General features: G+C 54.8%; 24 protein-coding genes. 12 read left to right on the top strand and 12 right to left on the bottom strand.

The genetic code is table 11. The features are described 5' to 3' along the window. Positions 1-183: 183 nt before the first annotated feature. The 3 genes from nagZ to ABIE48_RS24320 form a co-directional block, all read right to left on the bottom strand. A complete protein-coding gene (gene nagZ, locus ABIE48_RS24310) occupies positions 184-1926 on the bottom strand; it encodes a beta-N-acetylhexosaminidase (RefSeq protein ID WP_192717365.1) in 1743 nt (580 codons plus the stop codon). A gap of 207 nt (positions 1927-2133) precedes the next feature. Further along, a complete protein-coding gene (locus ABIE48_RS24315; protein ID WP_354519800.1) occupies positions 2134-3501 on the bottom strand; it encodes a (Fe-S)-binding protein in 1368 nt (455 codons plus the stop codon). Continuing rightward, positions 3494-4909 (bottom strand): FAD-binding oxidoreductase, encoded by a 1416-nt coding sequence (locus tag ABIE48_RS24320; protein ID WP_145029446.1) that lies wholly within the window; start codon positions 4907-4909, stop codon positions 3494-3496. Before ABIE48_RS24320 ends, ABIE48_RS24315 begins: the two co-directional genes overlap by 8 nt. A gap of 206 nt (positions 4910-5115) precedes the next feature. Here ABIE48_RS24320 and ABIE48_RS24325 point away from each other — a divergent pair, with 206 nt between their 5' ends. Beyond that, the gene (locus ABIE48_RS24325) at positions 5116-5844 is read left to right on the top strand and encodes a FadR/GntR family transcriptional regulator (RefSeq protein ID WP_192717366.1); all 729 of its coding nucleotides are present in this window, start codon (positions 5116-5118) and stop codon (positions 5842-5844) included. Positions 5845-5978: 134 nt separating this feature from the next. Here ABIE48_RS24325 and ABIE48_RS24330 read toward each other — a convergent pair whose 3' ends face one another. Both ABIE48_RS24330 and ABIE48_RS24335 read right to left on the bottom strand, forming a co-directional pair. Beyond that, positions 5979-6599, bottom strand: a complete 621-nt coding sequence (locus ABIE48_RS24330) for a glycerol-3-phosphate acyltransferase (protein ID WP_354519803.1) — start codon at positions 6597-6599, stop codon at positions 5979-5981. After that, entirely contained in the window at positions 6596-7705 is a 1110-nt protein-coding gene (locus tag ABIE48_RS24335) for a glycosyltransferase family 2 protein (RefSeq protein ID WP_192717367.1), read from the bottom strand. Before ABIE48_RS24335 ends, ABIE48_RS24330 begins: the two co-directional genes overlap by 4 nt. Positions 7706-8000: 295 nt before the next feature. Here ABIE48_RS24335 and ABIE48_RS24340 point away from each other — a divergent pair, with 295 nt between their 5' ends. Further along, positions 8001-8429, top strand: coding sequence for an Rrf2 family transcriptional regulator (locus ABIE48_RS24340; RefSeq protein WP_145029450.1), 429 nt, complete (start codon positions 8001-8003; stop codon positions 8427-8429). Positions 8430-8571: 142 nt separating this feature from the next. Next, a complete protein-coding gene (locus ABIE48_RS24345) occupies positions 8572-9210 on the top strand; it encodes an NAD(P)-dependent oxidoreductase (protein WP_192717368.1) in 639 nt (212 codons plus the stop codon). A 77-nt stretch (positions 9211-9287) separates the two neighbouring features. Here the strand turns inward: ABIE48_RS24345 and ABIE48_RS24350 are convergent, their stop codons facing one another. Together ABIE48_RS24350 and ABIE48_RS24355 are read right to left on the bottom strand one after the other, a co-directional pair. Then, complete coding sequence (locus tag ABIE48_RS24350) at positions 9288-9638, bottom strand: hypothetical protein (RefSeq protein ID WP_186326171.1); 351 nt, start codon at positions 9636-9638, stop codon at positions 9288-9290. 110 nt (positions 9639-9748) lie between these two features. Then, positions 9749-10069: a hypothetical protein gene (locus ABIE48_RS24355; RefSeq protein WP_192717369.1), complete on the bottom strand. Its 321-nt coding sequence runs from the start codon at positions 10067-10069 to the stop codon at positions 9749-9751. Between the two features lie 123 nt (positions 10070-10192). On the opposite strand from ABIE48_RS24355, the gene ABIE48_RS24360 reads away from it, so the two are divergent. After that, positions 10193-11113, top strand: coding sequence for an AEC family transporter (locus ABIE48_RS24360; protein WP_076173632.1), 921 nt, complete (start codon positions 10193-10195; stop codon positions 11111-11113). Between the two features lie 56 nt (positions 11114-11169). Here the strand turns inward: ABIE48_RS24360 and ABIE48_RS24365 are convergent, their stop codons facing one another. Beyond that, complete coding sequence (locus tag ABIE48_RS24365; RefSeq protein ID WP_192717370.1) at positions 11170-12084, bottom strand: helix-turn-helix transcriptional regulator; 915 nt, start codon at positions 12082-12084, stop codon at positions 11170-11172. Between the two features lie 161 nt (positions 12085-12245). Between ABIE48_RS24365 and ABIE48_RS24370 the strand changes: the two genes are divergently transcribed. After that, positions 12246-13265: an aldo/keto reductase gene (locus tag ABIE48_RS24370; RefSeq protein WP_192717371.1), complete on the top strand. Its 1020-nt coding sequence runs from the start codon at positions 12246-12248 to the stop codon at positions 13263-13265. A 143-nt stretch (positions 13266-13408) separates the two neighbouring features. After that, complete coding sequence (locus ABIE48_RS24375) at positions 13409-14908, top strand: MDR family MFS transporter (RefSeq protein WP_354519807.1); 1500 nt, start codon at positions 13409-13411, stop codon at positions 14906-14908. Positions 14909-15051: 143 nt separating this feature from the next. On the opposite strand, the gene arsC is transcribed toward ABIE48_RS24375, so the two are convergent. The 3 genes from arsC to ABIE48_RS24390 form a co-directional block, all read right to left on the bottom strand. After that, complete coding sequence (gene arsC / locus ABIE48_RS24380; RefSeq protein ID WP_192717373.1) at positions 15052-15471, bottom strand: arsenate reductase (thioredoxin); 420 nt, start codon at positions 15469-15471, stop codon at positions 15052-15054. A gap of 27 nt (positions 15472-15498) precedes the next feature. Then, on the bottom strand, positions 15499-16794 hold the full coding sequence (locus tag ABIE48_RS24385; RefSeq protein ID WP_089548514.1) for an arsenic transporter: 1296 nt from the start codon (positions 16792-16794) through the stop codon (positions 15499-15501). A gap of 91 nt (positions 16795-16885) precedes the next feature. Next, positions 16886-17212 carry an ArsR/SmtB family transcription factor gene (locus ABIE48_RS24390; protein WP_192717374.1) on the bottom strand — a complete coding sequence of 109 codons (327 nt, stop codon included), beginning with the start codon at positions 17210-17212 and terminating at the stop codon, positions 16886-16888. Between the two features lie 156 nt (positions 17213-17368). Between ABIE48_RS24390 and ABIE48_RS24395 the strand changes: the two genes are divergently transcribed. The 3 genes from ABIE48_RS24395 (at position 17369) to ABIE48_RS24405 (ending at position 21085) form a co-directional block, all read left to right on the top strand. Then, positions 17369-17818 (top strand): MarR family winged helix-turn-helix transcriptional regulator, encoded by a 450-nt coding sequence (locus ABIE48_RS24395; RefSeq protein WP_116234052.1) that lies wholly within the window; start codon positions 17369-17371, stop codon positions 17816-17818. A gap of 372 nt (positions 17819-18190) precedes the next feature. Then, positions 18191-19003 carry an arsenite methyltransferase gene (locus ABIE48_RS24400; protein WP_192717375.1) on the top strand — a complete coding sequence of 271 codons (813 nt, stop codon included), beginning with the start codon at positions 18191-18193 and terminating at the stop codon, positions 19001-19003. A 129-nt stretch (positions 19004-19132) separates the two neighbouring features. Next, positions 19133-21085, top strand: coding sequence for a DUF2339 domain-containing protein (locus ABIE48_RS24405; protein WP_192717376.1), 1953 nt, complete (start codon positions 19133-19135; stop codon positions 21083-21085). Between the two features lie 153 nt (positions 21086-21238). On the opposite strand, the gene ABIE48_RS24410 is transcribed toward ABIE48_RS24405, so the two are convergent. Then, positions 21239-21961, bottom strand: coding sequence for an HAD family hydrolase (locus ABIE48_RS24410; RefSeq protein ID WP_145029739.1), 723 nt, complete (start codon positions 21959-21961; stop codon positions 21239-21241). Positions 21962-22384: 423 nt separating this feature from the next. Here ABIE48_RS24410 and qoxA point away from each other — a divergent pair, with 423 nt between their 5' ends. Genes qoxA through qoxC form a run of 3 tightly spaced genes read left to right on the top strand, consistent with a single transcriptional unit; the run spans position 22385 to position 25902 of the window. Then, a complete protein-coding gene (gene qoxA, locus ABIE48_RS24415; protein ID WP_373309628.1) occupies positions 22385-23335 on the top strand; it encodes a cytochrome aa3 quinol oxidase subunit II in 951 nt (316 codons plus the stop codon). A 27-nt stretch (positions 23336-23362) separates the two neighbouring features. Next, positions 23363-25309 carry a cytochrome aa3 quinol oxidase subunit I gene (qoxB, locus tag ABIE48_RS24420; protein WP_192717377.1) on the top strand — a complete coding sequence of 649 codons (1947 nt, stop codon included), beginning with the start codon at positions 23363-23365 and terminating at the stop codon, positions 25307-25309. Then, positions 25306-25902, top strand: a complete 597-nt coding sequence (gene qoxC, locus ABIE48_RS24425) for a cytochrome aa3 quinol oxidase subunit III (protein ID WP_192717378.1) — start codon at positions 25306-25308, stop codon at positions 25900-25902. Before qoxB ends, qoxC begins: the two co-directional genes overlap by 4 nt. Position 25903 lies beyond the last annotated feature (1 nt).

The raw sequence follows: 25903 nt of genomic DNA on the forward strand, positions 1-25903 counted from the left end.
CATTGTGATTCATGCCTCATGCTACTTACGCTTATAAGCGTAACAGGATCATTATAGTAATGATTTGACTTGAAAGTAAAGTTTTCACCCGTGTTATCCGACTTTCCGGGCTATACCCGACTAGGCGTGCTTGAACACAAAAAAGACGGCTGACGCCGTCTTAAAATGCCTTTGTCCTGCTTCTCACGTTTCCGTCTGCAATCCCCAACCGGCGGGGTACGATGCGCCGAGCGATACCGGAAGGCGCCCTTTGAAAGGAATAGCGCCGGCGATCGCCTTGGCGGTACTCACAAGCGCCAGCGGACGGCTCTCGTAGGCCGCAACCAGTGCAGACGCTTCCGGAAAACACATCAGGTCGTACGGATTGCGAAGCGCGGCCACCACAACCGGTTTGCCAAGCGCGAGCAAATCCTGGACCAGCTTGATCTGCGCCGGGTCAAACTGCGCATTGTACGTGCCCACGACGATTTGCCGCACCTCCCCGCCTTCGGCTTCCTCCACAAGGCGGCCCGCCTGCTCCGCCACTTCGGCCAGCGGCACCTGACGGTCGCTCACGTCGATCCCCTGTGCGGCCAAGGCGCTGCCCAGGCTTTCCGTCCTCGCGATCGCTTCGTCGGCGATCGTCAGCGCGGCAGCCGCGACCGAGATGACCAGCGTGCGCTGCCGTTTCAGCGGCAGGATGCCATCCCTTGCTTGCACCAGCGTAATGCTTGCCTCGCTGATCCGGCGGGCCAGATCCATGTGGGCTTCGCTCCCGGGGAGCTTGTCCCGCAGTCCGGGCGCTGCCTGTTTGCCATTCTGGGCCAGCACGTCCTGCAGCCCATGCGAGTCTTCGACAACCTGCCCGTCCAGCTCCGGCCGCAGCGTCTCCAGCTCCGCCGGGTTCCCGAGCAGTCCGCGCTTCGCCTTCAGCGCAAGCAGCCTCCGCACGGAGGCGTCGATCCGGCTCTCCGCGATCCGGCCGGAGCGGACCGCCTGCTCCAGTGCCTCCATCGCCTCCACCTGCAGCTGCGGGGTCTGGCTGATCAGGACGGTGTCCGCTCCCGCTTCGACCGCCATCACCGCAGCCTTGACGGTGCCGTAATGCTCGGCGATCGCTTTCATTTCCATGCAGTCGGTCATGACCACACCATCGTAGCCGAGCTCCTCGCGCAGCAGGCCGGTCAGCACGGCATGCGACAGCGTTACCGGCAGCTTGGAAGGCTCTAGCGCCGGAAAATAAATATGCGCCGACATGACCGCGTCGATGCCTTCGGCGAACGCCTTTCTGAACGGAACGAGCTCCACCTCATCCATCCGCTCTCGGTCGTGTGTAATCGTCGGCAGGTCCAGATGGGAGTCCACGGCGGTATCCCCGTGCCCCGGAAAATGCTTCGCCGTGGCCGCGACGCCCACGTCCTGCAGACCGCGGAAAGCAAGCGTCCCGTACTCCGCCACCGCTTCCGGGGACTCCCCGTAGGAACGGACGCCGATGACCGGATTCAGCGGATTGTTGTTCACGTCGAGCACCGGCGCAAAATTCAGGTTGATGCCGAGGGAACGCAGTTCCTCCCCGCTGACGCGCGCGGACTCGTACACCCAGTCCGCCGAGCCTGCGGCGGCCAGTGCCATATTTCCCGGCATCAGAGCAACGCCTTCCGTGATCCGGGCGACCATTCCGCCTTCCTGATCAATGGAAATCCACAACGGCAGCGTCCCCGACGTCGCGGCCGCCTGCTGCAGATCCCGGCTCAGCCTGCTCACCTGCTCCGTCGTCTTCACGTTGCGTGCGAAATAAATGACGCCGCCGATCTGATGCGTGCGGATGAACTGCCGCAGCTCCTCGCTGATTTCCGTCCCCCAAAAGCCGCAAACGAACATCTGCCCGATTTTTTGCCGCAGGCTCATGCTCTTGATCAGCTGATCGATCTTCCGTTCCTGATTCATCGTGATATCCCCCTAGCCCATATGCTGGTTCAATTGCGCTGCTGATTCCAATCTGATTCCAATATCTGCGAAATCCCATCATCGCTCCAAATCCATGACAGCATGATTTAAAATAACGATTCTGATAGGATCCGAATCTTCAATGATCCATTTCTCTGATTTCAATTTCGATATAACGGACCCGGTTCCCCTTGCGATTCCTTCTGCCTATTCCGTCCGCTCCTGCAGCCGCTCATGCAGAAAATCGACGATATGGACGGCCTTCATGCTGCCGCTGAGGCCTTCCTTCTCGATGCCGTGCTTCATCTGGAGCAGGCAGCCGGGATTGCTGGTCAGCAGATACTGGGCCTGCGTCGCTTCCACATGCTCCATCTTGTGATCCAGAATGCTGCCGGCCATTTCCGGCTGCGTTACGTTGTAGATGCCGGCTGAGCCGCAGCAGCGATCGGCGTTTTTCATTTCGATAAATTCGGCGCCCTCCACTTGGCGCATCAAAACGCGCGGGGCATCCGCCGATTTCATCACGTTGCGCAGATGGCAGGAATCCTGGTAGGTGATTCTCACCTTCGAATCCCCTTCTGGAGCAGGTCCTGCCGAAGGGGCGCCAAAGTTTAAGCTTCGGCCCGCACGGACAAGCAGCTCGCTGACGTCGACGACACGCCCGGCGAACCAGGCTGCATCCTCCCGCCACTGCGGATCTTCATGCAGCAGATGGTCGTATTCGGTCAGGATCGCCCCGCAGCCGCCCGCATTGGAGACGATATAGTCCACATTTGCCTCCTTGAAGGCGCGGATGTTGCCGCGGGCGAGCTCCCGCGCTCCTTCCGCTTCGCCGCTGTGCGCATGCAGGGCGCCGCAGCAGTTCTGTGCCGCCGGAATCACTACATCGAAGCCGGCTGCGGTAAGCAGATCCACGGTATGAATGTTCGTGTCCGTGAACAGCACATCCATAATGCAGCCTCTGAAGAGCGCTGCGGTCGCGATTTTCTCGCCTTTTGCGGGATGATATGCGCCGATCTTCTCCAGCACGCCCTTGCCGGAAGCTTCGGGCAATATTTTCTCCATATCGCTGATATGCTTCGGAAACAGCTTCATAATGCCGGTGGACCGCGCTACCTTCCGCAGCCCCGACTTCTGGTACAGCTCGAGGCCTCGGCCCACGAGCTTCATCCGCTTCTGATGCGGAAATACCGTTTTGAACGCCGCATGACGGGCAGCCTTCACCAGCGGTTTATGCTGCTTGTGATCCTCGATCGCGTCCCTTGCCTGTTCAATAAGCTGCCCGTATTTGACGCCCGCCGGACAGGCCGGCTCGCAGGCGCGGCAGCCGAGGCAGTGGTTCATCTGCTCCTCGAACGCCCCATCCGGCTCCATAATGCCGTCCGCGACGGCCTTCATCAAGGCGATCCGGCCCCGCGGCGACTCGGCCTCGATGCCTGTCTCGGCAAAGGTGGGACACGCCGGAAGGCAGAAGCCGCAGCGCATGCAGTTGGTCAGCTGGTCCTCATCGAGGCGCAGCCGGAGCGTCTCGGCGAGCGGATTCGCCCGCTCCTTCACGTTCACCGTGTTACCCACGATCGATCACCACCCGTTTTCTTGTTTCTTTTGCGAACATTTTCCCCGGATTCAGCAGGTTATGCGGATCAAAGGACTGCTTGATCGCCTTCATGACCTCCATCCCCGCTGCCCCGACTTTCCATTCGAGGAACGGCGATTTGACCAATCCGACCCCGTGCTCGCCGGTAATCGTTCCCCCGAGCCGGATCGCTGCTTCGAAGATTTCCTCGAACGCTTCGTCCACCCGGTGAATTTCCTCCTGATTGCGCGCATCGGTCGTTGCCGTCGGATGAAGGTTGCCGTCTCCCGCATGGCCGAAGGTGCAGATTTGGACGTCATATTTCTTCGCGATGCGGTTGATCTCAAGCACCATATCCGCGATCTTGGAACGCGGCACCGTCGCGTCCTCGAGAATCGTCGTCGGCTTCAGTCTTGCCAGCGCGGTAAACGCACTGCGCCGGGCGGTCAGCAGCTTCTCGGCCTCCTCCGCGCTCGCCGCGATACTCACCTGATCGGCTTGCTCGCTTCGGCAGATGTCCGTGATAAGCGCAATATCCCGCTCCACGGTTTCCATGTCGCCGTCCTGTTCAATCAGCAGGATCGCTTCCATGTCAAGCGGCAGCCCCAGCTTCGCATAATCGTCCACGACCCGGATCGTGGAGCGGTCGAGAATTTCCAGGGTAGCTGGAATGATCCGGTTCTCGATGATTTTGGATACCGTACGGGCCGCGCCGTACAAATCCTTGTACATCGCCAGCATCGTCTTCTTGTACTTTGGCGGCGGAATCAGCTTCAACGTCGCCTCCGTGATGATGGCCAGCGTGCCTTCCGAACCGACCAGCAGCTTCGTCAGATCGTAACCGGCCACATCCTTCATCAGCTTGCCGCCGGTTCGAATGATGTCGCCGCTCGCCAGGACGGCCTCCAGCCCGATCACGTAATCCTTGGTCGTTCCGTATTTCAGCCCGCGCAGGCCGCCCGAGCATTCGGCGATATTGCCACCGAGGGTCGAGATCGACATGCTGCTCGGATCCGGCGGGTAGAACAGGCCGAGCTCCTCCACATGCGTAATAAACTGTTTCGTATTTAGCCCCGGCTGAACGATCGCCGTTAAATTTTCCATATCGATCTCGAGGATCCGGTTCATCCGGTGCATGACCATGACGACGCCGCCTTGAACGGGCACCGTGCCGCCGCACAGGTTCGTTCCCGAACCCCGGCCGACGACAGGGATTTTATGCCGGCTCAGCACCTTCATCACTTCGGAGACCTGGCCGGTATTTTCCGGGTATACGACTGCATCTGGCAGCGACTGCAGCATCGGCGTGCCGTCATACGAATGCGTGACCAGCGACTGGGGATCATCCTTTACATAAGAGCTGCCCAAAATGGCGGCGAGCTCGCGTTTTACGTCTTCCTGCAGCAAGGAAAACACTCCTTTACATTCCATAATCGATATCAGTGCAAAATAAATTAGTCAGGTCATCTGATGACTTTTATTGTGATCAAGTATACACTAAAATAAATGAATCTATATAGATTGAATTCAAGAAAGTCACATTTTAGACACAATTATTCCTCGTAGATCAAGGAATGACTAGTAGAAACTTTAAACGGAGGGACGCTTGAACGATGAATCCGCAGCGGCCGTTGAAACAATATGAGTGGGTAATGAATGATTTGAAGCGGCAAATGGACGAGGGCTCGCTTCAGCCGGGAGACCGCCTCTCCTCGGTCGTGGACCTGGCGCTCCAGTACAATGTGGGCAGATCGACCATCCGCGAGGCGCTCAGCGCTCTGAAAGCGATGGGGCTGCTGGATATCCGCCAGGGCGGAGGCACGTTTGTGCGTACACCGCCCGCCGATCCGCTGCCGGTACATCCCGGACAGCTCTACGCGGACCTGTGGGAGGGACGCGCGGCTTCGCTGCGCCATCTGCTTGAGGTCCGGCGCGTGCTGGAGACCGGCTGCGCCTCCGTTGCCGCATCGAACCGCAGCGAAGCGGATCTGGCGGCTTTTGAGGAAATACTGGGCGAAATGGAGAACGCCGCCGATGAGCAGGTCAGCGAGCAGGCGGACGTGAAATTCCATCAGCAAATTGCCGCGGCAACGCACAATCCGCTGCTGCTGGATTTGATGGAATCGTTATCGAACAAGCTGCATGAAAACATGAAGGATATGCGCGCCTTGTGGTTCTATGCCGAGCGCTCCTCCGCCGAGCGGCTGCTGCAGGAGCATGCGTCCATCTACGAGGCGATCCGGACCCAGGATGCCAAGGAGGCCTTGGCCCGGATGGAGGCCCATATCACCAAAGTGGAGCAGGTGCTAAGCGAAAAAGGCGCGGGCGACCAGCCGCTTTGACCTCCAGGCTTAAGCCTGAGCCGCAGATGTGAAAGCTCGATGCCGCTGCCTAAGAGGCAAGCCCGCATTTAGCATCCGCCCTTGCCTCCTGCCCACCCGCGTTTCAATTTACCAAGCATAGGCAGCACACAATGTTAACCTCCTCGCCGCCCGCTGTACCTTTTTAAAAATACTTCCAGCTTCCTTTTATTCGTATAGACGAGAATCAGCAGATTTACGAGCCATATGCACAAATATGGTCCCGGGAAGCCCCGGGCGATCAGATAGACGGAGACGAGCATGAAGCCGGCCACCACCTGGAAGCCGCTCGCTTCCGTGGATAAGGGCCGCCGGCTCATCAGCTTGGAGGCGATCAGCAGCAGCGCCAGAATGACAGCCAGTGCCAGCGATACCTCAAACCGGGTCAAGGCGCTCCATACCCCGAAGGTGACGGCGATCGCCTTGCCTCCCTTGAACTTCAGAAACGGTGAGAAGGCATGCCCCGCAACCGGGGCCGCGGCGACAGCAACCATGCCATACCCGTGCACGGTGCCGCTGCCTGCGATCCATACCAGGGGCAAATATCCCTTCAAAAAGTCCAGCGCCACCCCCGCCAGACCCAGCTTATACCCCGCAGCGCTCCAGAGGTTGAACGCACCCGGGTTCCCGTCTCCCACCGCCTTCAAATCCTTGTGCGCCGCCCGGCCGAGCCAATACGAGAACATCAGCGAGCCGCACAGAAATTCCACAGCCGTCAGCAGCAGGATCATCATCATGGTTCCCTATGACCCCCAACATCCACGGCCCTGTCCTTCCACATGACATGCCCCAGAAACATGACCTGGTAAGCGGAATACAGCATCACCACCAGGAAAAAGATCGTGGATAAAATATGAAGAATAGGCATCACGAAGCCGAATTTGCCGACATTTTTGATCAGATAGCCGATGTGTGCCATGTACAGCAAGTAGCCCGCGAGCAAGGGGATTCCCCATGGCGTGTTCCATAGAAAGAACGCCCCTGCGGAGCAGACCAATCCGATAAACCAGAGCGCAATCAGCACGATCGTCCATGGACTCAGCTTGGCCGTGCTCAGCACCGCTCCTTTGCCGAATCCCTGCAGCTCGCTCTTAATACCGTGCGGGTACATGCGGAACGATACCATCCCCCGGCCGATAAAATTCGTTACGCCGATCCCGGCTTCCATGTACTTGGCGCCCAGGTTTAAATCATCCAGTATTTCCGACCGGATGCTGCTGTGGCCGCCGACCTGCTCATAATCTTGCCTTGTTGTCAAAATGCAGGAGCCGTAAAGTCCTTTCCGGAGATTGCGGCGTTCAAAAGGGGAGGTAAACGCAAATACGCCCAAAATATTCGGGATGAGTGCAAGGCGCTCGTAAAATTTCTCGGTGTGGTGAAAGGGGACGACGGAAATGACGCCACCGGTACGGGAGCGAAGCTGCAGAAGCGAATCCAGCGCATGCGGTGACAAGCGGATGTCGGCATCCAGAAAAACGAACGTATCCCCGGAAGCATGAAGATAGCCGTTCCACACGGCCCATGTTTTTCCCGTCCATCCGGGAGGAAGCGGCGGATTCTGCAAGATGGTCACCCCGAAACCCGCGGCGACGTCCCGGGTCCGGTCCTGCGAGCCGTCGTCGACGACAATGATCTCATGCGGCTGCAAGCTTTGAGCCCGGAGGGATTCCAGGAGATAGGCCAGATTCTTCTCCTCATTCCGCGCCGGAATAATTACGGAGAGCTTAGCCCCCGCCTGCTTCCCTGCGCCATCGCTGCGAGGGACCCGATTTTTGCGGAACAAAACCATCCCGGACAGGATGCCGATAACAAATAACAAGTAAAGAAACAGGTAAAGCCCCATAGCCAACAACCCCATCTCTCTAAAGTAGCTGGAACCTTGGAAGGTTAGAGCCTTTCGTGCGTCTGCCGAATCTGTCTAGAAGCGTTATCGTTGAATGATGCAACCATAGTGTAGCCGAGCATTCCTCCCTTTTCAATACATTATATTCCAGCCCCTTGGCCAAGGATTCGCGGATTGTACCATCCCTTCTGAAAACTTTCTGGCCCCTTCGGGCCATGCTGCGCAGCAGAACGCCTTTTATGATAAAATAATGTTATTACTCCCAGTACAGGGCGGCGGCAAGGAGGCATAATCCATGAATATCAGCAGCCGGTTTTCCGTGGCTATTCATATCCTTTCGATTCTGGAAATCAACAAGACGGGTACCAATACGTCTGATTTTATAGCTTCGAGCGTCAACACGAACCCGGTCGTTATCCGGAGAATTACAGGCATGCTCAGCAAGGCGGGATTGGTCGAAGTGAAGCCGGGGGTCCCCGGTGCCAAGCTGGCCAAGGATCCTAGTGATATAACGCTGCTGGACATTTACAATGCGGTTAACGTCGTGGAGGAGAATGGCCTGTTCGGCGTCCATGATTCTCCCAACCCGGATTGCACGGTGGGCCGCAACATCCAGGGGGTGATCGTCCCGCTGTTCACCAGCGCCCAGAAAGCGATGGAGAACGTGCTCGCTGCCGTTAAGCTCCAGGACATCATCCAAGACATCGAAGCGCTTGAAATGTAACGCACGCCCCGACTCCCGACCCGGAAGAGGGGCGTGTTTTTTTCGTGTTAAAGGTTTGCCGTCCTTTTTGATTTGACATTCGCCCAACATGTAACTACAATAGTTACAAGAAAAGACATGATAACCAGGAGGGAACTTTTTTATGAATATTGGAGTTATTGGAGCCAGCGGCAAGGCTGGACGCCTTATTGTAGAGGAAGCGTTGAACCGCGGACACCAGGTAACGGCGATCGTTCGTGATGCAGGCCGCGTTACGGGGAACGTCAGCGTTCTGGAGAAAGATGTGTTTGACCTGACGGCTGAAGATGTGAAGCCGTTTGATGTTGTCGTCAACGCCTTCGGGGCCAAGCCCGGGGACGAGCATCTTCACGTCGAAGCCGGAAGATCGCTGATTTCCGCCCTGAAGGAAGCATCGTCGACCCGGCTGATCGTCGTGGGAGGCGCAGGCAGCCTGTTTGTCGACGAAGCACAGACCACCCGCGTCATGGATACGCCAGATTTTCCGAAGGAATACTTCGCTACGGCATCCAATCAGGGCAAAAACCTCGAGGATCTGCAGCAGTCCAGCGGGATTCAGTGGACCTTTATCAGTCCGTCGGCCTTTTTTGATCCCGAAGGGGCAAGAACCGGCTCCTACCAGGCTGGAAAGGACCAGCTTCTCGTCAACTCAGCCGGCAGCAGCTATATCAGCTACGCGGACTACGCCATTGCCGTCCTTGATGAAATCGAGCATCCGCAGCATCGGAACGAACGGTTCACCGTTGTGGGCGAAGCCAAATAAATAGATTTATTGACAAAAGAGACGGTCCCAAGAAAGGGGACCGTCTCTTTTATTTATCGGAAAAGGCAGTTTCTCGCTTATTTCGATTCCATCATCGAAGGAGCGGCCTTCCAGCTCATCTCCTCCAAAAGGGCGCGAACCCGTTCCAACATCATGTCTACATGCTCGGCATGCATATCTTTGAGAAGCGACATATTTTCCGGCTCGGCAATATAGCTGAGCGTGTTCAGGAACAGCTCCGTCTCCAAATCGATTAACGCGATTTCCCGCGCCCGGCCAATTAAGTCCTCGTAGGGCATGCAATCCGGAGGGACATCGAGCCTAAGATGCAGAGCGATCTCCTTCAGCTTGGTTTTCGCCGCCATATGGGCGAGAATCAGTGCCGGCTGCAGCTGTCCCTCGTCTTTGAGCAGGATCGCCAGATTCATATGACTCCTGGATAATTCACTCCAAATTCGGGTCTTGGCGGACTGGAGGGGATCCCCATCCGCATTAAGTTCCCTTTCTTTAACCAGGCTCGAGTTTGTTGTGTATGGACTCATTCCCAATCATACCTCCCTTGGAGCAGCACTTCTGCAGGAACTGAAGCCGGTATGGCTTGCCGGCGCGAAGTAAGGGGGTGCATACTCATCTTGAGTGTCGGCATATAGACTGCCGAAAGTGCTTGCCGCCTGCGGCTTCCTGTATCGCTCATCCAAGACGGGAACGTTCCCATCTTGACCGTGGCGGGCTTTAGGCTTGATAACTGCTGGCACTCCTTGTTGTATATTTCGGTTTTTTCTGCATCAAAATGAAGGGTTTTCCATATTAAAAAGCTTTCTCCAACAATTTGTGTAGTATTGGGGATTCGCCATGGCAAGGTGGCCCTCCCGCTTCCTGCTTCCTCCCTATTTTTTTCATCACGGCTCCAGGTACGGTGCTATAATGAAGAGGTTGGTTTCAAATACATCATGACAATGATCTCGAAAAAGGAAGCTGAGCTATGATTGGAGACATACTTCTGGAAGTGGTGCTGCCCGTCTTTGTGCTGATTGGAATCGGTTCATGGATGCAGCGCGTGTTCCGCCTGGATTTGTACACACTGGCCAAAATCAATTTTTACTGCATAACCCCTGCCGCCGTCTTTATGAGCATGTATCATTCGGATATGTCGGGCGAGCTGCTCGGGAATGTGACACTCTTTTACGCATTATATGTATTCATTCTATACGTGATAGGGACCTTGGTCGCCCGCCCGCTGAAATTCACCAAAAGCATGCGCGCTGCGTTCAACAACAGCATCATGCTGGACAACTCGGGCAACTACGGGATGCCGATCAATGCCCTGGTGTTCAAGGGGGACCCCCTCGCCAGCTCCATGCAGGCGCTGATCATGTCGCTGCAGAGCCTCCTGACGTTCACTTATGGAGTCATATCGATCCAGGGCGCCAAGCTGAAAGGCAATTACCGCAGCATGATTATCGGTTTTCTGAAAATGCCGGTCCCGTATGCGCTCGTGCTCGGAATCGTGCTGCATGCCGTGCATGCCCCGCTGCCACTGTTCGTATCGCAGCCGCTCACCTATGCCCAGCAGTCGATGGTGGCCGTCGCCCTGCTGACGCTGGGGGCCCAGATCGTCAAGTATCCGCTCAAACTGTACCGTGTGGACGTATATATCAGCCTGTTCCTCCGCCTCATCATTGGCCCTGTCATCGGCGTAACGCTCGTGTTTGCGCTCGGAATGAAGGGGATTCCGGCCCAGGCGCTGCTCATCGCATCCGGCATGCCGACTGGGGTCAACACGTCGATTTTGGCGGAAGAGTACAACAACGAGCCGGATTTTGCGGCGCAAACCGTCCTGATTTCCACGCTGTTTAACATTATTACGATTACGGGATTAATTTCACTGGCGAAAATGTTCTGAAATAGAGGCGAAATGCCTCTATTTTTTTGTATATATCGGCCAAGTCTGCTCCTGCCCTACCGGGAACCAAGGACGAATTGGCGCGGCGTAACGCCGAGCACCCGCTTGAAATGCCGGTGAAAATGGCTTTGGTCGCTGAAGTTAAGCACTGCCGCCACTTCGTGAACGGGAAGACCGGACAGCAGCAGCTGCTGTGACCTGCGGATCCGCTCCCGGATAATATACTGGTGCGGCGGCAGGCCTGTGGTCTGCTTAAACAGCCTTACCAGATGGGACGAGCTGATATGGGCGGCTCCAGCCAGGTCTTCGAGAGAGATATCCTGGTCCAGAAACGCATCGATGTACTGCAGCGCTTGATCCAGCTGATTTTTTTCCAGCTTATGCGGGGCCGCCCGGCTCCCGGCTTTGGTGCCCGAACCGTAGCGGTCGAGCATATGGACGGTGAGCATGCGCATCAAGGAATCCGAGTAGAGCCTGCCGCCCATCACCCCGCTCTGCTGCTCTTCGTGGAGCCAGCGGACCAGCTGGACGAGCCGTTCATCCTGCAGCCGGATCTGTGTCGCGAAATCGATCTGCCTGGCTCCTCCGGGGAGCTCCAGCTCACCGGCTACCTTTTGGACCAGGTCAGGGCTCAGGTCGAGACGGAAGAAGTCTAGCTCCCTGTCCCACCGGCACAATGACATGTCGCCTGCAGAGAATACGTTGATATGTCCTGGCCAGGCCACCCCTTCCCCGCTGTATCCGTCGGACCGCTCAAATACGCGGACCGGCTCCTTGGTACGGTGAATGACCATGAGGTGCCCCGTTAATACCGGCTCAAAGGCTTCCTGCGGGGGGACTTGCTCCAAACTGGACAACGTATACTCCGGCTTCTCCACGATCCTGTTTTCACCCTTTCCCACTGCTGGCCGTATCGGCAATGCGTTCTCCTCCCTGCCGCTTGGATGCAAATGAAACGCTTTTTTTTCCATTCTAAACGCTGCTTCCTTCCCTGACAAAGGGTACTTCGGCCCAAATGAGCATTTTGTTCAAAAAAGACGATCAACCGGTTCAAGAAACCGTCCCCGGATTCCCCTTATACTTGGGTTCAAGAAGGGCACCAACCCTATAACATGAATGGAGGCGTTAAAGCATGAAATATGCAAGACTCGGAAACTCGGGACTGATCGTGTCCAAACTGGCATTCGGAGCAATGACTTTTGGCACGGGAAACCTCCCAAGCGTCTATAAGGTAGGCCCATCAGCTGCCCGGCAGCTGGTGGACGAGGCGCTGGCGGCAGGCATCAATTTCTTCGATACCGCGGATGGCTATGCCGACGGGCAAAGTGAGGAAATGCTGGGGCAGCTGCTCGGCTCCCGCCGGCAGGAAGTGGTTATTGCCACCAAAGGCGGCTTCCGTGCGGGCCCTGCGCTTGTTCAGTCGGGCTTGTCCCGCAAGCATTTGTTTGCCGCCGCAGAGGCGAGCCTGAAACGCCTCGGCACCGATTACATCGATTTGTACATCGTTCACAAGACGGATCCCTTCACGCCGCTGGAAGAAACACTCGAAGCGCTGAACGACTTGGTCCGGCAGGGAAAAGTCCGCTATATCGGCTTCTCCAACTGGCCGGCCTGGCTGGCGGCCAAAGCGGTGCAAATCCAGCGCGAACGGGGCTGGGCCACCTTCATTAGCGGACAGATGTATTATTCCTTGGTCGGCAGGGACGTCGAGTACGATATCCTGCCGTTCATGAAGGACGCAGGCGTCGGGCTGACGGTATGGAGCCCGCTGGCCGGCGGATTTCTAAGCGGCAAGTATTCCCGCAGCAATTTGCAGGATCCGGACGGACGGCTGAGCGGCTTTGACATCATTCCGTTCGACAAGGAATGGGGTTTTGCCGTGCTGGACCACGTTCACAGCATCGCCGATGCGCATGGCGTGACGGCTGCACAGGTATCGCTTGCCTGGCTGCTGTCCAAAGCCGGCGTCAGCAGCGTCCTGGTGGGCGCCAGCAAAATGAGCCAGCTGGAGGACAATTTGAAAGCCATCGACCTGGAGCTGACGGCTGAGGAGATGCTGCTGCTGGATCAAGCCACACAGCCGCGCCCGCTCTACCCGAATTGGTTTGCCGATTCGATGCTGGATGCGGAGCACATTAAAGCGCTGGGGTAACGTAGAAGTACGGCGGATAATGGAGACCCGACTTTGCGTATTTTATTTTCACTTGTTTTCCGGTTCGTTCATATTCAGTTCATAAACATCGTGTATTTTGGTTTCATTCCAAAAAAGCAAATAGAGAAATGAGGGAGTTTGGAGTGAAATCAAATCGGAACACGCTGATTTTGATCGGACTGATGATCGGTCTGATTTTTGCGGAGCTGGACGAAACCGTCGTGTCCACGGCGATGCCTACCATCATCCGCGATTTGCACGGCCTGGCGCTGTACGGCTGGGTCGCCGGCATTTATATGCTGGCTGCGACCATTTTCATGCCGATCCTCGGCAAGCTGGCCGACATTTACGGCCGGAAAGTCGTTTATTTAAGCTGCATGGCGCTCTTTATCGCAGGATCGATCGTGTGCGGCCTCGCCCCATCGATGACGGTGCTGCTCATCGGCCGGGGCATTCAAGGCATTGGAGCCGGGGGGCTCATGCCGATCGCCTTAGCCATCATCGGAGATTCGTACCCGCTGGAGAAACGCGCCAAAATCCAGAGCCTGTTCGGCCCCATGATGATCATTCCCCAGCTGCTGGGTCCGACGGTGGGCGGATATTTGGTCGGTCACGTCAACTGGCACTGGGTGTTCCTGATCAACATTCCGGTTGGCCTGATCGCCGCCCTGGTGCTCGGAATCGGCATGCGGGAATCGCGCGGAGACGAGAAAAAGCCGATCGACTGGCTTGGTTCATCGGTGCTTACCTTAAGCATGCTGTCCCTGCTTATGTCACCGGTTCTGGTCGATAACCAAGGCCTCGCCTGGTCTTCGCCAACGATTATCGGAATGCTGGTTCTCGGCGCCCTGCTGCTCGGTCTGTTTATCTGGATCGAGACGAAGGTCAAGGAGCCGATCATCCCGCTGCATTTGTTCCGTAACCGCAATGTGGTCGTGCTGTCGCTGCTGGTCTTTATTCTCATGCTGGGCCTGATGGGCGGCATCGCCACCTTCCCGTACTTTGCCCAAAATGTGATGGGGCTGACACCGACGCAATCCGGGTATCTCATGCTGGCGTTTATGGCCGGCGCCATTCCGTCGAGCATCGTCAACGGATTTTTGATCACCCGGGTTCCATACCGCAATCTGTTTATCATCTGCTTTATCCTGCCGGTGATCGGCATCTATCTGCTGACGCAGCTTGGCATTCACACGTCCGTGGTCTATATCGTCGCTTCCTTCTTTATTCTGGGCCTCGGCCTCGGCGCCCTGTTCGGCGGCGACAATCTGATCGTGCAGGAATCGGTGTCCAAGGAGAACAGCGGCATTGCGCTCGGCACCGTGCAGCTGATCCAGTCGCTCGGCACGACGATCGGCCTCAGCGTCTTCGGCAGCCTGCTCGCCAAGCATATCAAGGATGGCGTCTCCTCCATTGCCGGACAGCTTCCTGAAGGAAGCGCAGAGCACCTGGCTACGGGAGGCATCCCGGCAAATCTGGCACCGGACCTGCTGCTGAAGGTGCAGACCGTCTTTGTGGACGCGTTCCAAAACTTGTTCGGCATCGCGTTCGTGTTTATCCTGGTCTCCTTTGTTATCACCTGGTTTTTGAAAAAGGGAGTGCTCACCAGCAAAGAAGCGGCGGCCGAGTCGGGACACAGCTGAGCCGGCTGGCCGTAGTTCTAAACTTATAAATGTGGCTGAACGCTTCTCTAGTCATGCATTGCAATCCAAAATAAATAGCGACAGTCTTGGGATCAAAAATCCCCCCGGACTGTCGCTATTTCATTTCCAGCTATCCCCTGCTTCTATTCCCCCGTTTTGGCAAATCGCTCGATTCTTTCGCCAATCTGATCGCGTACACGTTGAAATACGGCCCACTTCTCTTCATCTGTACCCCGGGCTTTCGCCGGATCGTCAAATCCCCAATGCTCACGTCTGACTTGCGGCGGAGTGACGGGGCATTTGTCAGCCGCATCGCCGCAGAGGGTCACTACGAAATCGGCCTCGTTAAGGAGTGCGGGATCAATGATATCAGAGGTTTGACCGGAAATATCAATCCCTGCTTCTTCCATGGCTTTGACGGCATTGGGATTGAGCCCGTGAGCTTCAATGCCCGCACTGTGCACATTCCAGTCGTCACCCAGGTATTTTTTCGCCCAGCCTTCAGCCATTTGACTCCGGCAGGAATTGCCTGTGCACAAAAAGTAAATTGTTTTCTTGTTCATATGAGCGTGTCTCCTTGGATATGAAAATTATAAAATCGCCAACCACAAATACAGGCCCAGCAGCGTAATCAAAAGGGTAGGAATCGTCAGGATGATGCCGGTTCTAAAATACGTCCCCCATGAGATTTTGACCCCTTTGGCGGACAGCACATGAAGCCACAGGAGCGTCGCCAGTGATCCAATGGGGGTCATCTTTGGTCCTAAGTCGGAACCGATGACATTGGCATACGCCAGAGCCTCCTTGATAGCATCGGTTGTGTGGGTGGATTGTATGGCCAGGGCATCAATCATGACGGTAGGCAAATTGTTCATGACAGATGACAGTACAGCAGATATAAACCCCATAGAGATCGTTGCCGCAAACAATCCCTGATCAGCTGCCGACTGAATGACTTGAGCTAATAAGTCCGTCAGCCCGGCATTCCGCAAGCCATACACCACCACATACATGCCAATGGAGAAAAAGACGATGGCCCACGGGGCCCCCTTAACCACATCCTTGACCGGAACGATTGGACTTTTTCTTGCCATAAGCAAAAAGAAGATCGCGATTACACCAGCGACGATAGATACCGGTATATTTAAAAATTCGCTCGCAAAGTATCCGGCCAGCAGAATGGCAAGCACAACCCAGGATAATCTGAACATTGCAGGATCCTTGATCGCATCCTCCGGGTTCCTTAGATCGGCGGCATCAAACTTCGCGGGGATGCTCTTTCGGAAGAACAGGTAGAGAACGATGATGCTGGCTCCTAGAGCAAATAAATCCGGGATGATCATATGGCCGGCGTATTCCATAAAGGAAATACCGAAGAAGTCAGCAGACACGATATTTACGAGGTTGCTGACAACCAGCGGCAGTGAGGTCGTATCTGCAATAAACCCGCTGGCGATAATGAACGGGAACACCTTCTTTTCATCGAATCTGAGCGCCCGCATCATCGCGAGAACGATTGGCGTTAGGATCAGCGCAGCACCGTCATTTGCAAAAAATGCAGCCACAACAGCACCGAGGAACGAGACATAAATAAACATCCGCAGACCGCTGCCGCGAGCGGCCCTTGCCATATGGAGCGCAGCCCACTCGAAAAATCCGATGCTGTCCAGAATAAGCGAAATAAGGATAATGGCTACAAAAGCGAGCGTAGCATTCCAGACGATTTGCGTGACATCCCAAACGTCCTGGAACCGGACCACCCCAAGGAGCAGAGCAAGAACAGCACCTCCGCAGGCTGACCACCCGATCGACAGGTTTTTGGGCTGCCAGATAACGAGAACTAATGTGATCAAAAATATGACGCAAGCCAATACAACGGTTACCATTTAAAACCTCCGTGCGAACTGTCGCTGATCTTGTTTGTAAACATTCGCAAATCATTATATAACTATGTACTTATATGATCAACAAATAAACTTACTTGCACACGGAAGTTAAATGTTGTTTGTTTAATGCGGTTAATATGGTTAGGGAATCGGGCGTGAGATCCAATACAGCCTTGATATACGGTTTATCATCTACATTTAAGGAGTAGTACACCCATTGTCCACGCTTACTTTCCTTCACCAGTCCCTGAGATTTCAGTTTTCTTAAATGCTGGCTTACCGCAGGCTGGGAGACCTCCAGAATCTCAACAAGCTCACAAACACAAAATTCCCGGTCCTTAAGTAAGGATAATATGGTAAGGCGGGTGTTATCGCTGAGCAGCTTTAGCTTATCCGCCATTTCGCGAATTTGTTCCATAAGGGTCCCTCCTTTTCGTGATATATAAGCGAATGATTATATGATATGATGATGAGAAATAAAAATCAAATTCATAGAAACGCATCTTTATCCCAAAAAACATTTGCATATTGCAAATAAATACAGTATAAATGAATCACGAGGTGAAAAAACGCCATGGAAAGCACTCGCGAACTATTCCAGATCATGACCCGCCGCTTTGGCTTACTCAATAAAAATTGCTGTACCGTAGGTGGGCACGATCTCACACCGGTTCAAAGCCACATTTTGTTTGAGGTCGACCGCCAGCATCATCCTTCGATCCAGCAGATCGCGGAAACATTAGGCACCGATATCACAACATTCAGCCGCCAAATACAATCCCTGATCAAAATGAACTTGATCAAAAAGACGCCTGATCCTACAGATCGCCGGGTTTCGACGCTCGCTCTAACGGTTGAAGGGAAATACGTCGCTGCCACTATTGACCATCAAATGAACGCTTATTTGGATGATGTATTTTCTTTTATGACCGAGTTTGAGAAAGAAACCGTTCTCCGTTCCATAAAATTGATGAATGAAGCGATGGCCAAATCCGAATATTGCTGCAAGCCGATGTTAGGGTAATTTTTTTTATCCTTAAATACTTGCAATTTGCAATTAATTTTTCATGTACAATCCTTTGATCTGATGTCAAATGGTTTTGCTGCTCCCGCAGCGGGTCATTCAACATACACAACCATTTAAGGAGGTCCTTCAATGTACGATCACTTTTACACCGCCGAGTACCTGATGAAAATGAACGAACAACAAGTGCAAAAAACAGCCCGGCAAGCTTGGAAATGGTCCACAGAAAAACCAAAAAGGGGGCGGTATAAGTTCCTGGACTCTGTCCGTAAAGCGAAGACAGTTCCTTGCTGCTCTCCACCCATTCAGGCTTGCTGCTGAAGTGCTGCTGTCCATTGATCGAATCCAAACCCATTCTAAGGAGTGTTATCCATGTCAAAGTTAACGAATGATGAAATCCGCCAAAACGTGCGTAGCCGATATAAACAGATTGCCGTTGCCGAGATGAATGCTGGATCTTGCTGCCAACCGGACAACAGTCAAGCCAGCTGCTGCAGCACGCCTTCCGATTTTAATTCGATCTCGAGCCGATTAGGTTACTCTGATGATGAATTAAATGCGGCTCCTGAAGGCGCAAACCTTGGTTTGGGATGCGGTAACCCGCAGGCGATTGCTTCTTTAAAGGCTGGTGAAGTCGTGCTGGATTTGGGAAGCGGCGGCGGATTTGACTGTTTTCTGGCATCGCGCCAGGTAGGAAATACGGGTAAAGTCATCGGCGTCGACATGACTCCCGAAATGGTCAGCCGTGCACGCAGCAATGCAGTGAAAGGCCATTTCAAGAACACCGATTTCCGTCTGGGGGAAATTGAGCATCTTCCCGTAGCCGATCAAACGGTTGATGCTATTATTTCGAACTGCGTGGTCAATTTATCTCCAGATAAACAGCAGGTGTTTCACGATTCTTTTCGGGTGCTAAAAAGCGGAGGCCGGCTGGCCATTTCGGATATCGTTACAACAGCAGATTTACCTCCTGAGATCAAAAACGACCTGGATGAGTTGTATTCAGGCTGCATTTCAGGAGCTTCTTCCGTCCGTGAAATTGAAGCGATGCTTAGACAAAGCGGGTTTACAAACATTAGCGTTGAACCTAAGGATGAGTCCAAAGCTTTTATTAAGGATTGGGTCCAAGGATCAAATATTGAGGATTACATTGTTTCGGCCGTCATCCAAGCCACCAAGCCTTAAGCTTAGTGGAATGCCGTCCTGTTTACCCATGTCCACCCATATTATGGCTCTTGTTCCAGCCGAGATGTGTTATATTAGTACCATCTCGGTTAAATACATAATTATGGAATTTTTAGGGGTGAACAGCTATTGGATTTGGAAAGAAGGATTGAGCAGCTCGAAGCGAAAATGAAAGCGATGGAGCTGGAGCTGAACGAACTTAGACGGGAGAGGCCGGGTATGGGTGATCCTCGGCAGCACCCGGTGAATCCGGGAGCCCAGGCTCAGCGGCCGGTGCAGCCGCAGGCACCGGGCGCTGCATACCCGAACCCGCCTGGGGCACAGCCTTACCAGGGGCATCCAGGCCAGCAGCCGATGCCTGGGCGGCCGGGAGTGCCGGGGTACCCTGGAGGTCCCGGCATGGGGCCGTATCCGGGCCAGCCGGGAACCGCAGGTTACCCGGCGCAGGCGGGCCCGAACCAAGGCCAGCCGGGCCAAGGGCCGTATTATGGCCAGCCCCGTCCCGCCGGGCCGCAGGCCCAGCGGCCGCCCAAGCCGCCTAAGCCGCCCGTAGACTGGGAGCATGCCATCGCCCGGGTATGGCTGCCGCGCGTGTTTATCGTCGTGCTGCTGCTCGGCGTCCTGTGGGGCTTTATCGCCGCCGTGTCGGCGGGGTATCTGACGCAGCCGGTACGCTGCCTCCTCGGCCTGGTTGCCGCCGGCGCCATGTACTTCTTCGGGGAGCGGCAGGTCCGGGCGCAGCGGGAAGGATTGGCGCAGGTGCTGCTCGGCGGCTCCGTCGCCGTGCTCATGCTGACCTTTTTTGCGGCACATCATCTATATGAATTGATTCCGTCCTGGTTAGCTTTCCTATTATATATCTTGTCCATCGCCCTGGGGGTGTGGACCGCCGTAAGGCGCCGCTCCCAGACACTCGTGATTATCATGACCGTCGGCGGTTATCTCATTCCGTTCCTGGTGAAATCCACGGAGCCGAACGCCTGGATCGCCGCAGGTTTCGAGCTCGTCTTTTCCCTGGCGATGACGGCGCTGTCGATCCGTTATGCTTACCGCGCCGCCTACTTCGTGTCCATCGGCGTGCTGCATCTGCCGCTGATGATTCTGTATATGGCGGGCGATTTCGAAGGCAGCCGGCATGTCTTCCTCGGCGCGGTATTCCTGCAGCACGCCCTGCTGCTCGTCCTCTCGCTGGTTCGTCCGTACCGCCACCGCGTAGACGAGACGGTATCGCTCATGACCGGCTTCGGGCTGGTCGTGCTGTGGATTTACGCTTTGTACAATCAGGCGGGCGGCCCCGGTCCCGAGTCGATGATGTTGATCATCTGGGCCGTCATTTACAGCCTGATCGCCCTCTGGCGGGTGATGAGCGCCCGGCTTCCCCACGAATACATGGCGATCGCGACCTGCGCCTGGCTCCTTTGGCTGGTTGAAATCGTCAGCCGGGAGGCACTGCCGCTGTCTGTCCTGATCGAGGCGTCCCTGGGACTCGGCCTCGGCATCCTGCTGAGAAGCCGGATGCAGCAGCTCACGTCCGCCATCCTGTATTTGTTTGGGGGACTCGGCATTCTGCAGCTGATCATTCACGAGATCCTGTCGATCGAAACGCTGTCCTGGATCGCGCTCCTGGCCAGCCTGGCAGGCTTGTCGGCGGTCCTCCGCAGACATATGGCCGAAGAATGGCAGCGGAAAGTACCGGATATTCTGATGTGGTCCGCCGCGCTGCTGTCCATCGTCTTCCTGACGGAAGTAACCTCGGTTCTGACGCGGAATCTGTCGTTCGACCTTCAGCATTTGATCCTGTCGGCCGAATACGCGCTCTATGCGATCATCGTTATTATTTACGGCGTCATGGTGCGTAAATCGATGGTCCGCCTGGCCGGCCTGATCGTCCTGCTGATCACGCTGCTCAAGGTCATTTTCTTCGACCTGCCGGGCGTGTCGCTGGCCGTGCGGGCGATCCTGTTCATCGGACTGGGCGTCGCCGGGATCGCCGTTTCCCGAATTTTGTACAAACGCAAAGGGGCCGATCCCGAAGCCCCACCGGGACCTCCGGCGGGAACTCCGCCGCTCCCGCCGGAATAAATACGACCATGACTGCGCCGCGCGAACGTTATTCGGCTCCATTCAAGGCGCGATACACGGCAGCCATGCTTATCGATTTCCAAAATAAAGGGTGCCTGCACATCCCCGATGGATGCAGGCACCCTTTTTTTCATGAAAACAGCCAACCACCCGCTAACCGCCCAGCAGAACGGATCTCAGCTCCCCGTAGCCCCCCAGAATATGATGGGGCTGATGTCCGGTCGCAAACGGCTCGACCATCCGATGGTTAAACCAGACAGATGTCCACCCCGCCTCCAGCGCGCCGATGACGTCGTTGTTCCAGGAGTCGCCGATGTACCAGCTTGCCCCAGGTTCCGTTGCCGTCACCTCATTGACATGGCGGAACAGCCGAGGATCCGGCTTGTCCATGCCCACCGCTCCGGACACAAATACCCGGTCCAAGCCTACCAGCTTGTCCAGCCTAAGCGCACGGACTTTGTTCATTTGGTGTTCCTTCGGTCCATTGGTGATCACGCCGACCACATCGCCTCGCTCCTGGAGCTCCCGGATCAGCTCCTGCGCCCCCGGGAACAGGCGAATGTCGAACTGCCCCTCCAAATAGGCCGCCTGAATCGCAGCCGCCTGCTCCCGGTCCACGTCGATGCCGAACTCCGCAAGGGCCAGCTGAATCCGCTGCTCGCGCATGTCCTCCAGATCCCCCGCATTCGCTGGATCATTCACATGTCCATGCCGGGCCGACAGCAAGTCGCTGTAATGCCGGAACCGGTGGTATACTTGTTCATAAGGAAAGCCGTCCGGCGGCGATATCAAGCGATCGAGCGCCTGCCGCAGCGGTTCCAGATGGTCATACAGCGTATCGTCCACGTCAAAAAATACCGCTCGTTGTTCACCCATTTTCTTGTTCTCCCCCATCTGCCTGTCCGCGATCACATGCCGGCTGCTGCCCGCATTAGCCCTCATATTGTACCATACAGCGGGCGTTTCGGGCGCCTTAGCCGTTGTTCCAGCAGGGAAAAATCCGGTTAACGGCTTATGATAAGCCCTTTCAATTGTGACGAAACTGGCAACATTGACAAAGCCTTGTGCAATTTTGAACAAAAATGAAAATCCCCGATTTTCAGCGATTACAGTGATTTTTCGCACAATTTGAGGTTTTTTTAAAAATCATGTGAAGATGTTCACAGAATATCTGTAAATGATTTACATTTATTACTTTTGTTGCATTTGTTTTCGTTCCCCCGGATTACTAAGCTATGGCTATAAGGTTCATTATTTTAGACCAATTCAGCTACATGTAACGCTAGAAAGGAGCTCACTGTGAAGAAAAAAAGATGGTTATTTTTTGGTTTATTTGTATCCATCATGTTGCTGCTTAGCGGATGCGACTCGTCGTCACTCATCGTGCTAGATCCGAAAGGTCCGCAGGCAAAAACACAATCCAGCACGATTATTTTCTCCATCCTGATGATGGCTTTCGTCTTGATTGTTGTTTACATCTTGTACATCATCATGCTGACCAAATACCGGGCAAGCAAAACCAGTGACGATTATATCCCGCCTCATATAGAAGGTAACAAATGGCTCGAGTTCACCTGGATTGCGATTCCGGTTATCATTGTGGCCATTCTATCGGTTGTCACGGTCAAAACGACCAGTGCGGTGGAAAGTGTTCCTGCCGGTTACGAGGATCAGAAGCCGCTTGTTATCTATGCCGCATCGTCCAACTGGAAATGGCACTTCAGTTACCCTGAAGAAGGCGTTGAAACGGTGAACTATGTGAATATTCCTACAAACCGGCCGATCGAGTTCCGCCTGTATTCTTACGGACCGATTACGAGCTTCTGGGTGCCGCAGCTTGGCGGACAGAAGTACGCCATGAGCGACATGGTCAACACGCTTCACCTGCTGGCCGACACACCGGGTTCCTTCATGGGACGCAACTCCAACTTCTCCGGTAAAGGCTATGCGCAGATGGAGTTTGAGGTACAGTCTATGAGCGCCGGAGACTTCAGCAAATGGGTCGACGACGTGAAGAAAACCGCGCCTCAATTAACCGAGGACAAATTTAACGCGCTGCTGAAAACCTCCTACGTTGGACGGGAATCCTTCTCTTCCACGCACCTCGGGTTCAACCCGCCGCCTGAAATGGATATGTCCGAAGGACATCACGGCAGCGGCAGCAGTGACAAAGATTCCGGCTCGGAAACGATGGATCATTCGGATATGAGCAATATGGAAGATATGGGGTCCATGGAACATGGAAACTAACATCTACTGGAAAGGAGACCTACCTGCATGAAATGGGACGAATTTTTTGTTACCGGTGAGCCGATGATCTATGCTGCCATGGTCAGTATCGTCGTCGTTTCCCTCGCCATCCTGATCGGCCTGACCTATTTTAAAAAGTGGGGCTATCTGTGGCGCGAATGGCTCACAACGGTTGACCATAAGCGGATCGGGGTCATGTACATCCTGTCCGCACTCATCATGCTGTTCCGCGGCGGGGTTGACGCCCTGCTGATGCGTACGCAGCTCGCGGCTCCGGAAATGAAGTTTCTGGATGCGCAGCACTATAACGAAATCTTTACAACGCACGGCGTTATCATGATCCTGTTCATGGCGATGCCGTTCGTTATCGGACTTATGAACGTTGTCGTTCCGCTGCAAATCGGGGCGCGCGACGTAGCTTTCCCTAGACTGAACGCCGTCAGCTTCTGGATGTTCTTCTTCGGAGCGATGCTGTTCAACATTTCCTTCGTCATCGGGGGATCGCCGGATGCCGGCTGGACCGCTTACTTCCCGCTGGCGAGCTTGGATTTCAGCCCGACTGTAGGTAACAACTTCTACTCTCTGGCTCTTCAGATTTCCGGTATCGGTACGCTGATGACCGGTGTCAACTTTATCGTAACGATTCTGAAAATGCGTGCGCCAGGCATGAAACTGATGCGCATGCCGATGTTTACCTGGTCCGTCCTGATTACGAACGTTATCATCCTGTTCGCATTCCCGGTTCTGACCGTTGCCCTTGCCCTGATGATGTTCGACCGCATCTTCGGCAGCCAGTTCTTTACGATGGCGAACGGCGGTATGGATATGCTCTGGGCCAACCTGTTCTGGGTATGGGGACACCCTGAAGTATATATCGTTATTTTGCCGGCCTTTGGTATTTTCAGTGATATTATTTCCACGTTCTCGAAAAAGAATTTGTACGGTTATAAATCGATGGTTGCCAGTATGGTGGTCATCTCGCTCCTGTCCTTTATCGTATGGGCTCACCACTTCTATACGATGGGCGCGGGCGTTATGGTCAACGGCTTCTTCTCCATCACAACGATGGCGATTGCCGTACCGACCGGCGTCAAAATATTCAACTGGCTGTTTACCTTGCAAAAAGGTAAGATTTCGTTCACGACACCGATGCTGTACGCCATGGCCTTTATTCCGATCTTTACGATCGGCGGCGTGACCGGCGTCATGCTGGCCATGGCCAGCGCGGACTACCAGTACCATAATACGATGTTCCTGGTTGCCCACTTCCACTATGTATTGATTCCGGGTACCGTCTTCGGGGTTCTGGCCGGCATGTACTTCTGGTTCCCGAAAATTTTCGGTTTCCGTCTGAACGAGAAGCTCGGCAAGACCGCCTTCTGGCTCATCGTCGTCGGCTTCAATACGGCCTTCCTGCCACTGTTCTTCCTTGGACTGAGCGGCATGACGCGCCGGATGTACACGTATTCGGCCGACACCGGCTTTGGCCCGCTGAATATGGTGGCTACGATCGGTGCCTTTATCCTGGCCATCGGCTTTGTCGTTCTGTGCTACAACTTCTACTGGAGCTTCCGTTACAGCCCTCGCGACGAAAACGGAGATCCATGGGATGCACGTACGCTGGAATGGAGTACGCCAAGCCCTGTGCCGGTGTACAACTTCGCCAAGGTACCTAACGTCAAATCCATGGATGCACTGTGGGAAGCGAAAGTCAACGGGGTGCCTCTCTACGAGGAAGGCCCTTACGAACCGATTCATATGCCTAACAACAGCGGTCAACCGTTCATTCTCGGCGTCATTATGTTTTTCCTTGGCTTTTTCCTGGTATTCAGCTGGTTCATTCCGGCGATCATCGCAGGTATTGCTGTCGTGGTAATGCTGGCCCTCCGTTCCTTCGAACGAGACCACGGCTACCACATCCCACCGGAGGAAATTGCCGCTACTGAACAGAAATTGCGGGGTGATTCCGTATGAAAATAAATGATTCACTGCCACTCGAGTATAGAACGGAAGAGAACAGCAACAAGATCTTCGGGTTCTGGCTCTTCCTCGGGGCAGAGATCGCCCTCTTCTCCACGCTGTTCGCCGTCTATTTCACCTTGTGGAACCGGACGGGGAGCGGCCCTTCGGGGAGTGAGCTGTTCGAACTGAACGGCGTCATTTGGGAGACGTTCCTGCTCCTGACCAGTAGTTTCACCTGCGGCCTTGGCATTCACGCCATGCGCCTCAATCTGAAGAAGCCGATGATGATCTTTTTCGTCATCACGCTGCTCATGGGCCTCGGGTTCCTGGGCATTGAGATCACCGAGTTCGTCAACTACGTTCACGAAGGCGCTACGCTGCAAACGAGCGCGTTCCTGTCCAGCTTGTTCGTCCTGCTCGGTACTCACGGTCTTCACGTGACGATGGGTATTCTCTGGGGCGCCGGCATCCTGATTCAGGTCGGCCGTCAAGGCTTTACGGATGAGACGGCGAATAAATCGTTCATCTTCTCGCTGTACTGGCACTTCCTGGACGTTGTCTGGATCTTCATCTTCAGCTTTGTCTACATGAAAGGACTGATGTAAA

The organism is Paenibacillus sp. OAE614, from assembly GCF_040546645.1.
In the GTDB taxonomy this organism is placed as follows: Bacteria; Bacillota; Bacilli; order Paenibacillales; family Paenibacillaceae; genus Paenibacillus_AQ; species Paenibacillus_AQ favisporus.

Coding starts and splice junctions, on each gene's coding strand:
- nagZ (WP_192717365.1), bottom strand. CDS start 1,926: ATGAATCAGGAACGGAAGATCGATCAGCTGATCAAGAGCATGAGCCTG.
- ABIE48_RS24325 (WP_192717366.1), top strand. CDS start 5,116: ATGAATCCGCAGCGGCCGTTGAAACAATATGAGTGGGTAATGAATGAT.
- ABIE48_RS24330 (WP_354519803.1), bottom strand. CDS start 6,599: ATGATGATGATCCTGCTGCTGACGGCTGTGGAATTTCTGTGCGGCTCG.
- ABIE48_RS24335 (WP_192717367.1), bottom strand. CDS start 7,705: ATGGGGCTTTACCTGTTTCTTTACTTGTTATTTGTTATCGGCATCCTG.
- ABIE48_RS24340 (WP_145029450.1), top strand. CDS start 8,001: ATGAATATCAGCAGCCGGTTTTCCGTGGCTATTCATATCCTTTCGATT.
- ABIE48_RS24345 (WP_192717368.1), top strand. CDS start 8,572: ATGAATATTGGAGTTATTGGAGCCAGCGGCAAGGCTGGACGCCTTATT.
- ABIE48_RS24350 (WP_186326171.1), bottom strand. CDS start 9,638: ATGAATCTGGCGATCCTGCTCAAAGACGAGGGACAGCTGCAGCCGGCA.
- ABIE48_RS24360 (WP_076173632.1), top strand. CDS start 10,193: ATGATTGGAGACATACTTCTGGAAGTGGTGCTGCCCGTCTTTGTGCTG.
- ABIE48_RS24365 (WP_192717370.1), bottom strand. CDS start 12,084: ATGGAAAAAAAAGCGTTTCATTTGCATCCAAGCGGCAGGGAGGAGAAC.
- ABIE48_RS24370 (WP_192717371.1), top strand. CDS start 12,246: ATGAAATATGCAAGACTCGGAAACTCGGGACTGATCGTGTCCAAACTG.
- arsC (WP_192717373.1), bottom strand. CDS start 15,471: ATGAACAAGAAAACAATTTACTTTTTGTGCACAGGCAATTCCTGCCGG.
- ABIE48_RS24385 (WP_089548514.1), bottom strand. CDS start 16,794: ATGGTAACCGTTGTATTGGCTTGCGTCATATTTTTGATCACATTAGTT.
- ABIE48_RS24390 (WP_192717374.1), bottom strand. CDS start 17,212: ATGGAACAAATTCGCGAAATGGCGGATAAGCTAAAGCTGCTCAGCGAT.
- ABIE48_RS24395 (WP_116234052.1), top strand. CDS start 17,369: ATGGAAAGCACTCGCGAACTATTCCAGATCATGACCCGCCGCTTTGGC.
- ABIE48_RS24400 (WP_192717375.1), top strand. CDS start 18,191: ATGTCAAAGTTAACGAATGATGAAATCCGCCAAAACGTGCGTAGCCGA.
- ABIE48_RS24410 (WP_145029739.1), bottom strand. CDS start 21,961: ATGGGTGAACAACGAGCGGTATTTTTTGACGTGGACGATACGCTGTAT.
- qoxB (WP_192717377.1), top strand. CDS start 23,363: ATGAAATGGGACGAATTTTTTGTTACCGGTGAGCCGATGATCTATGCT.
- qoxC (WP_192717378.1), top strand. CDS start 25,306: ATGAAAATAAATGATTCACTGCCACTCGAGTATAGAACGGAAGAGAAC.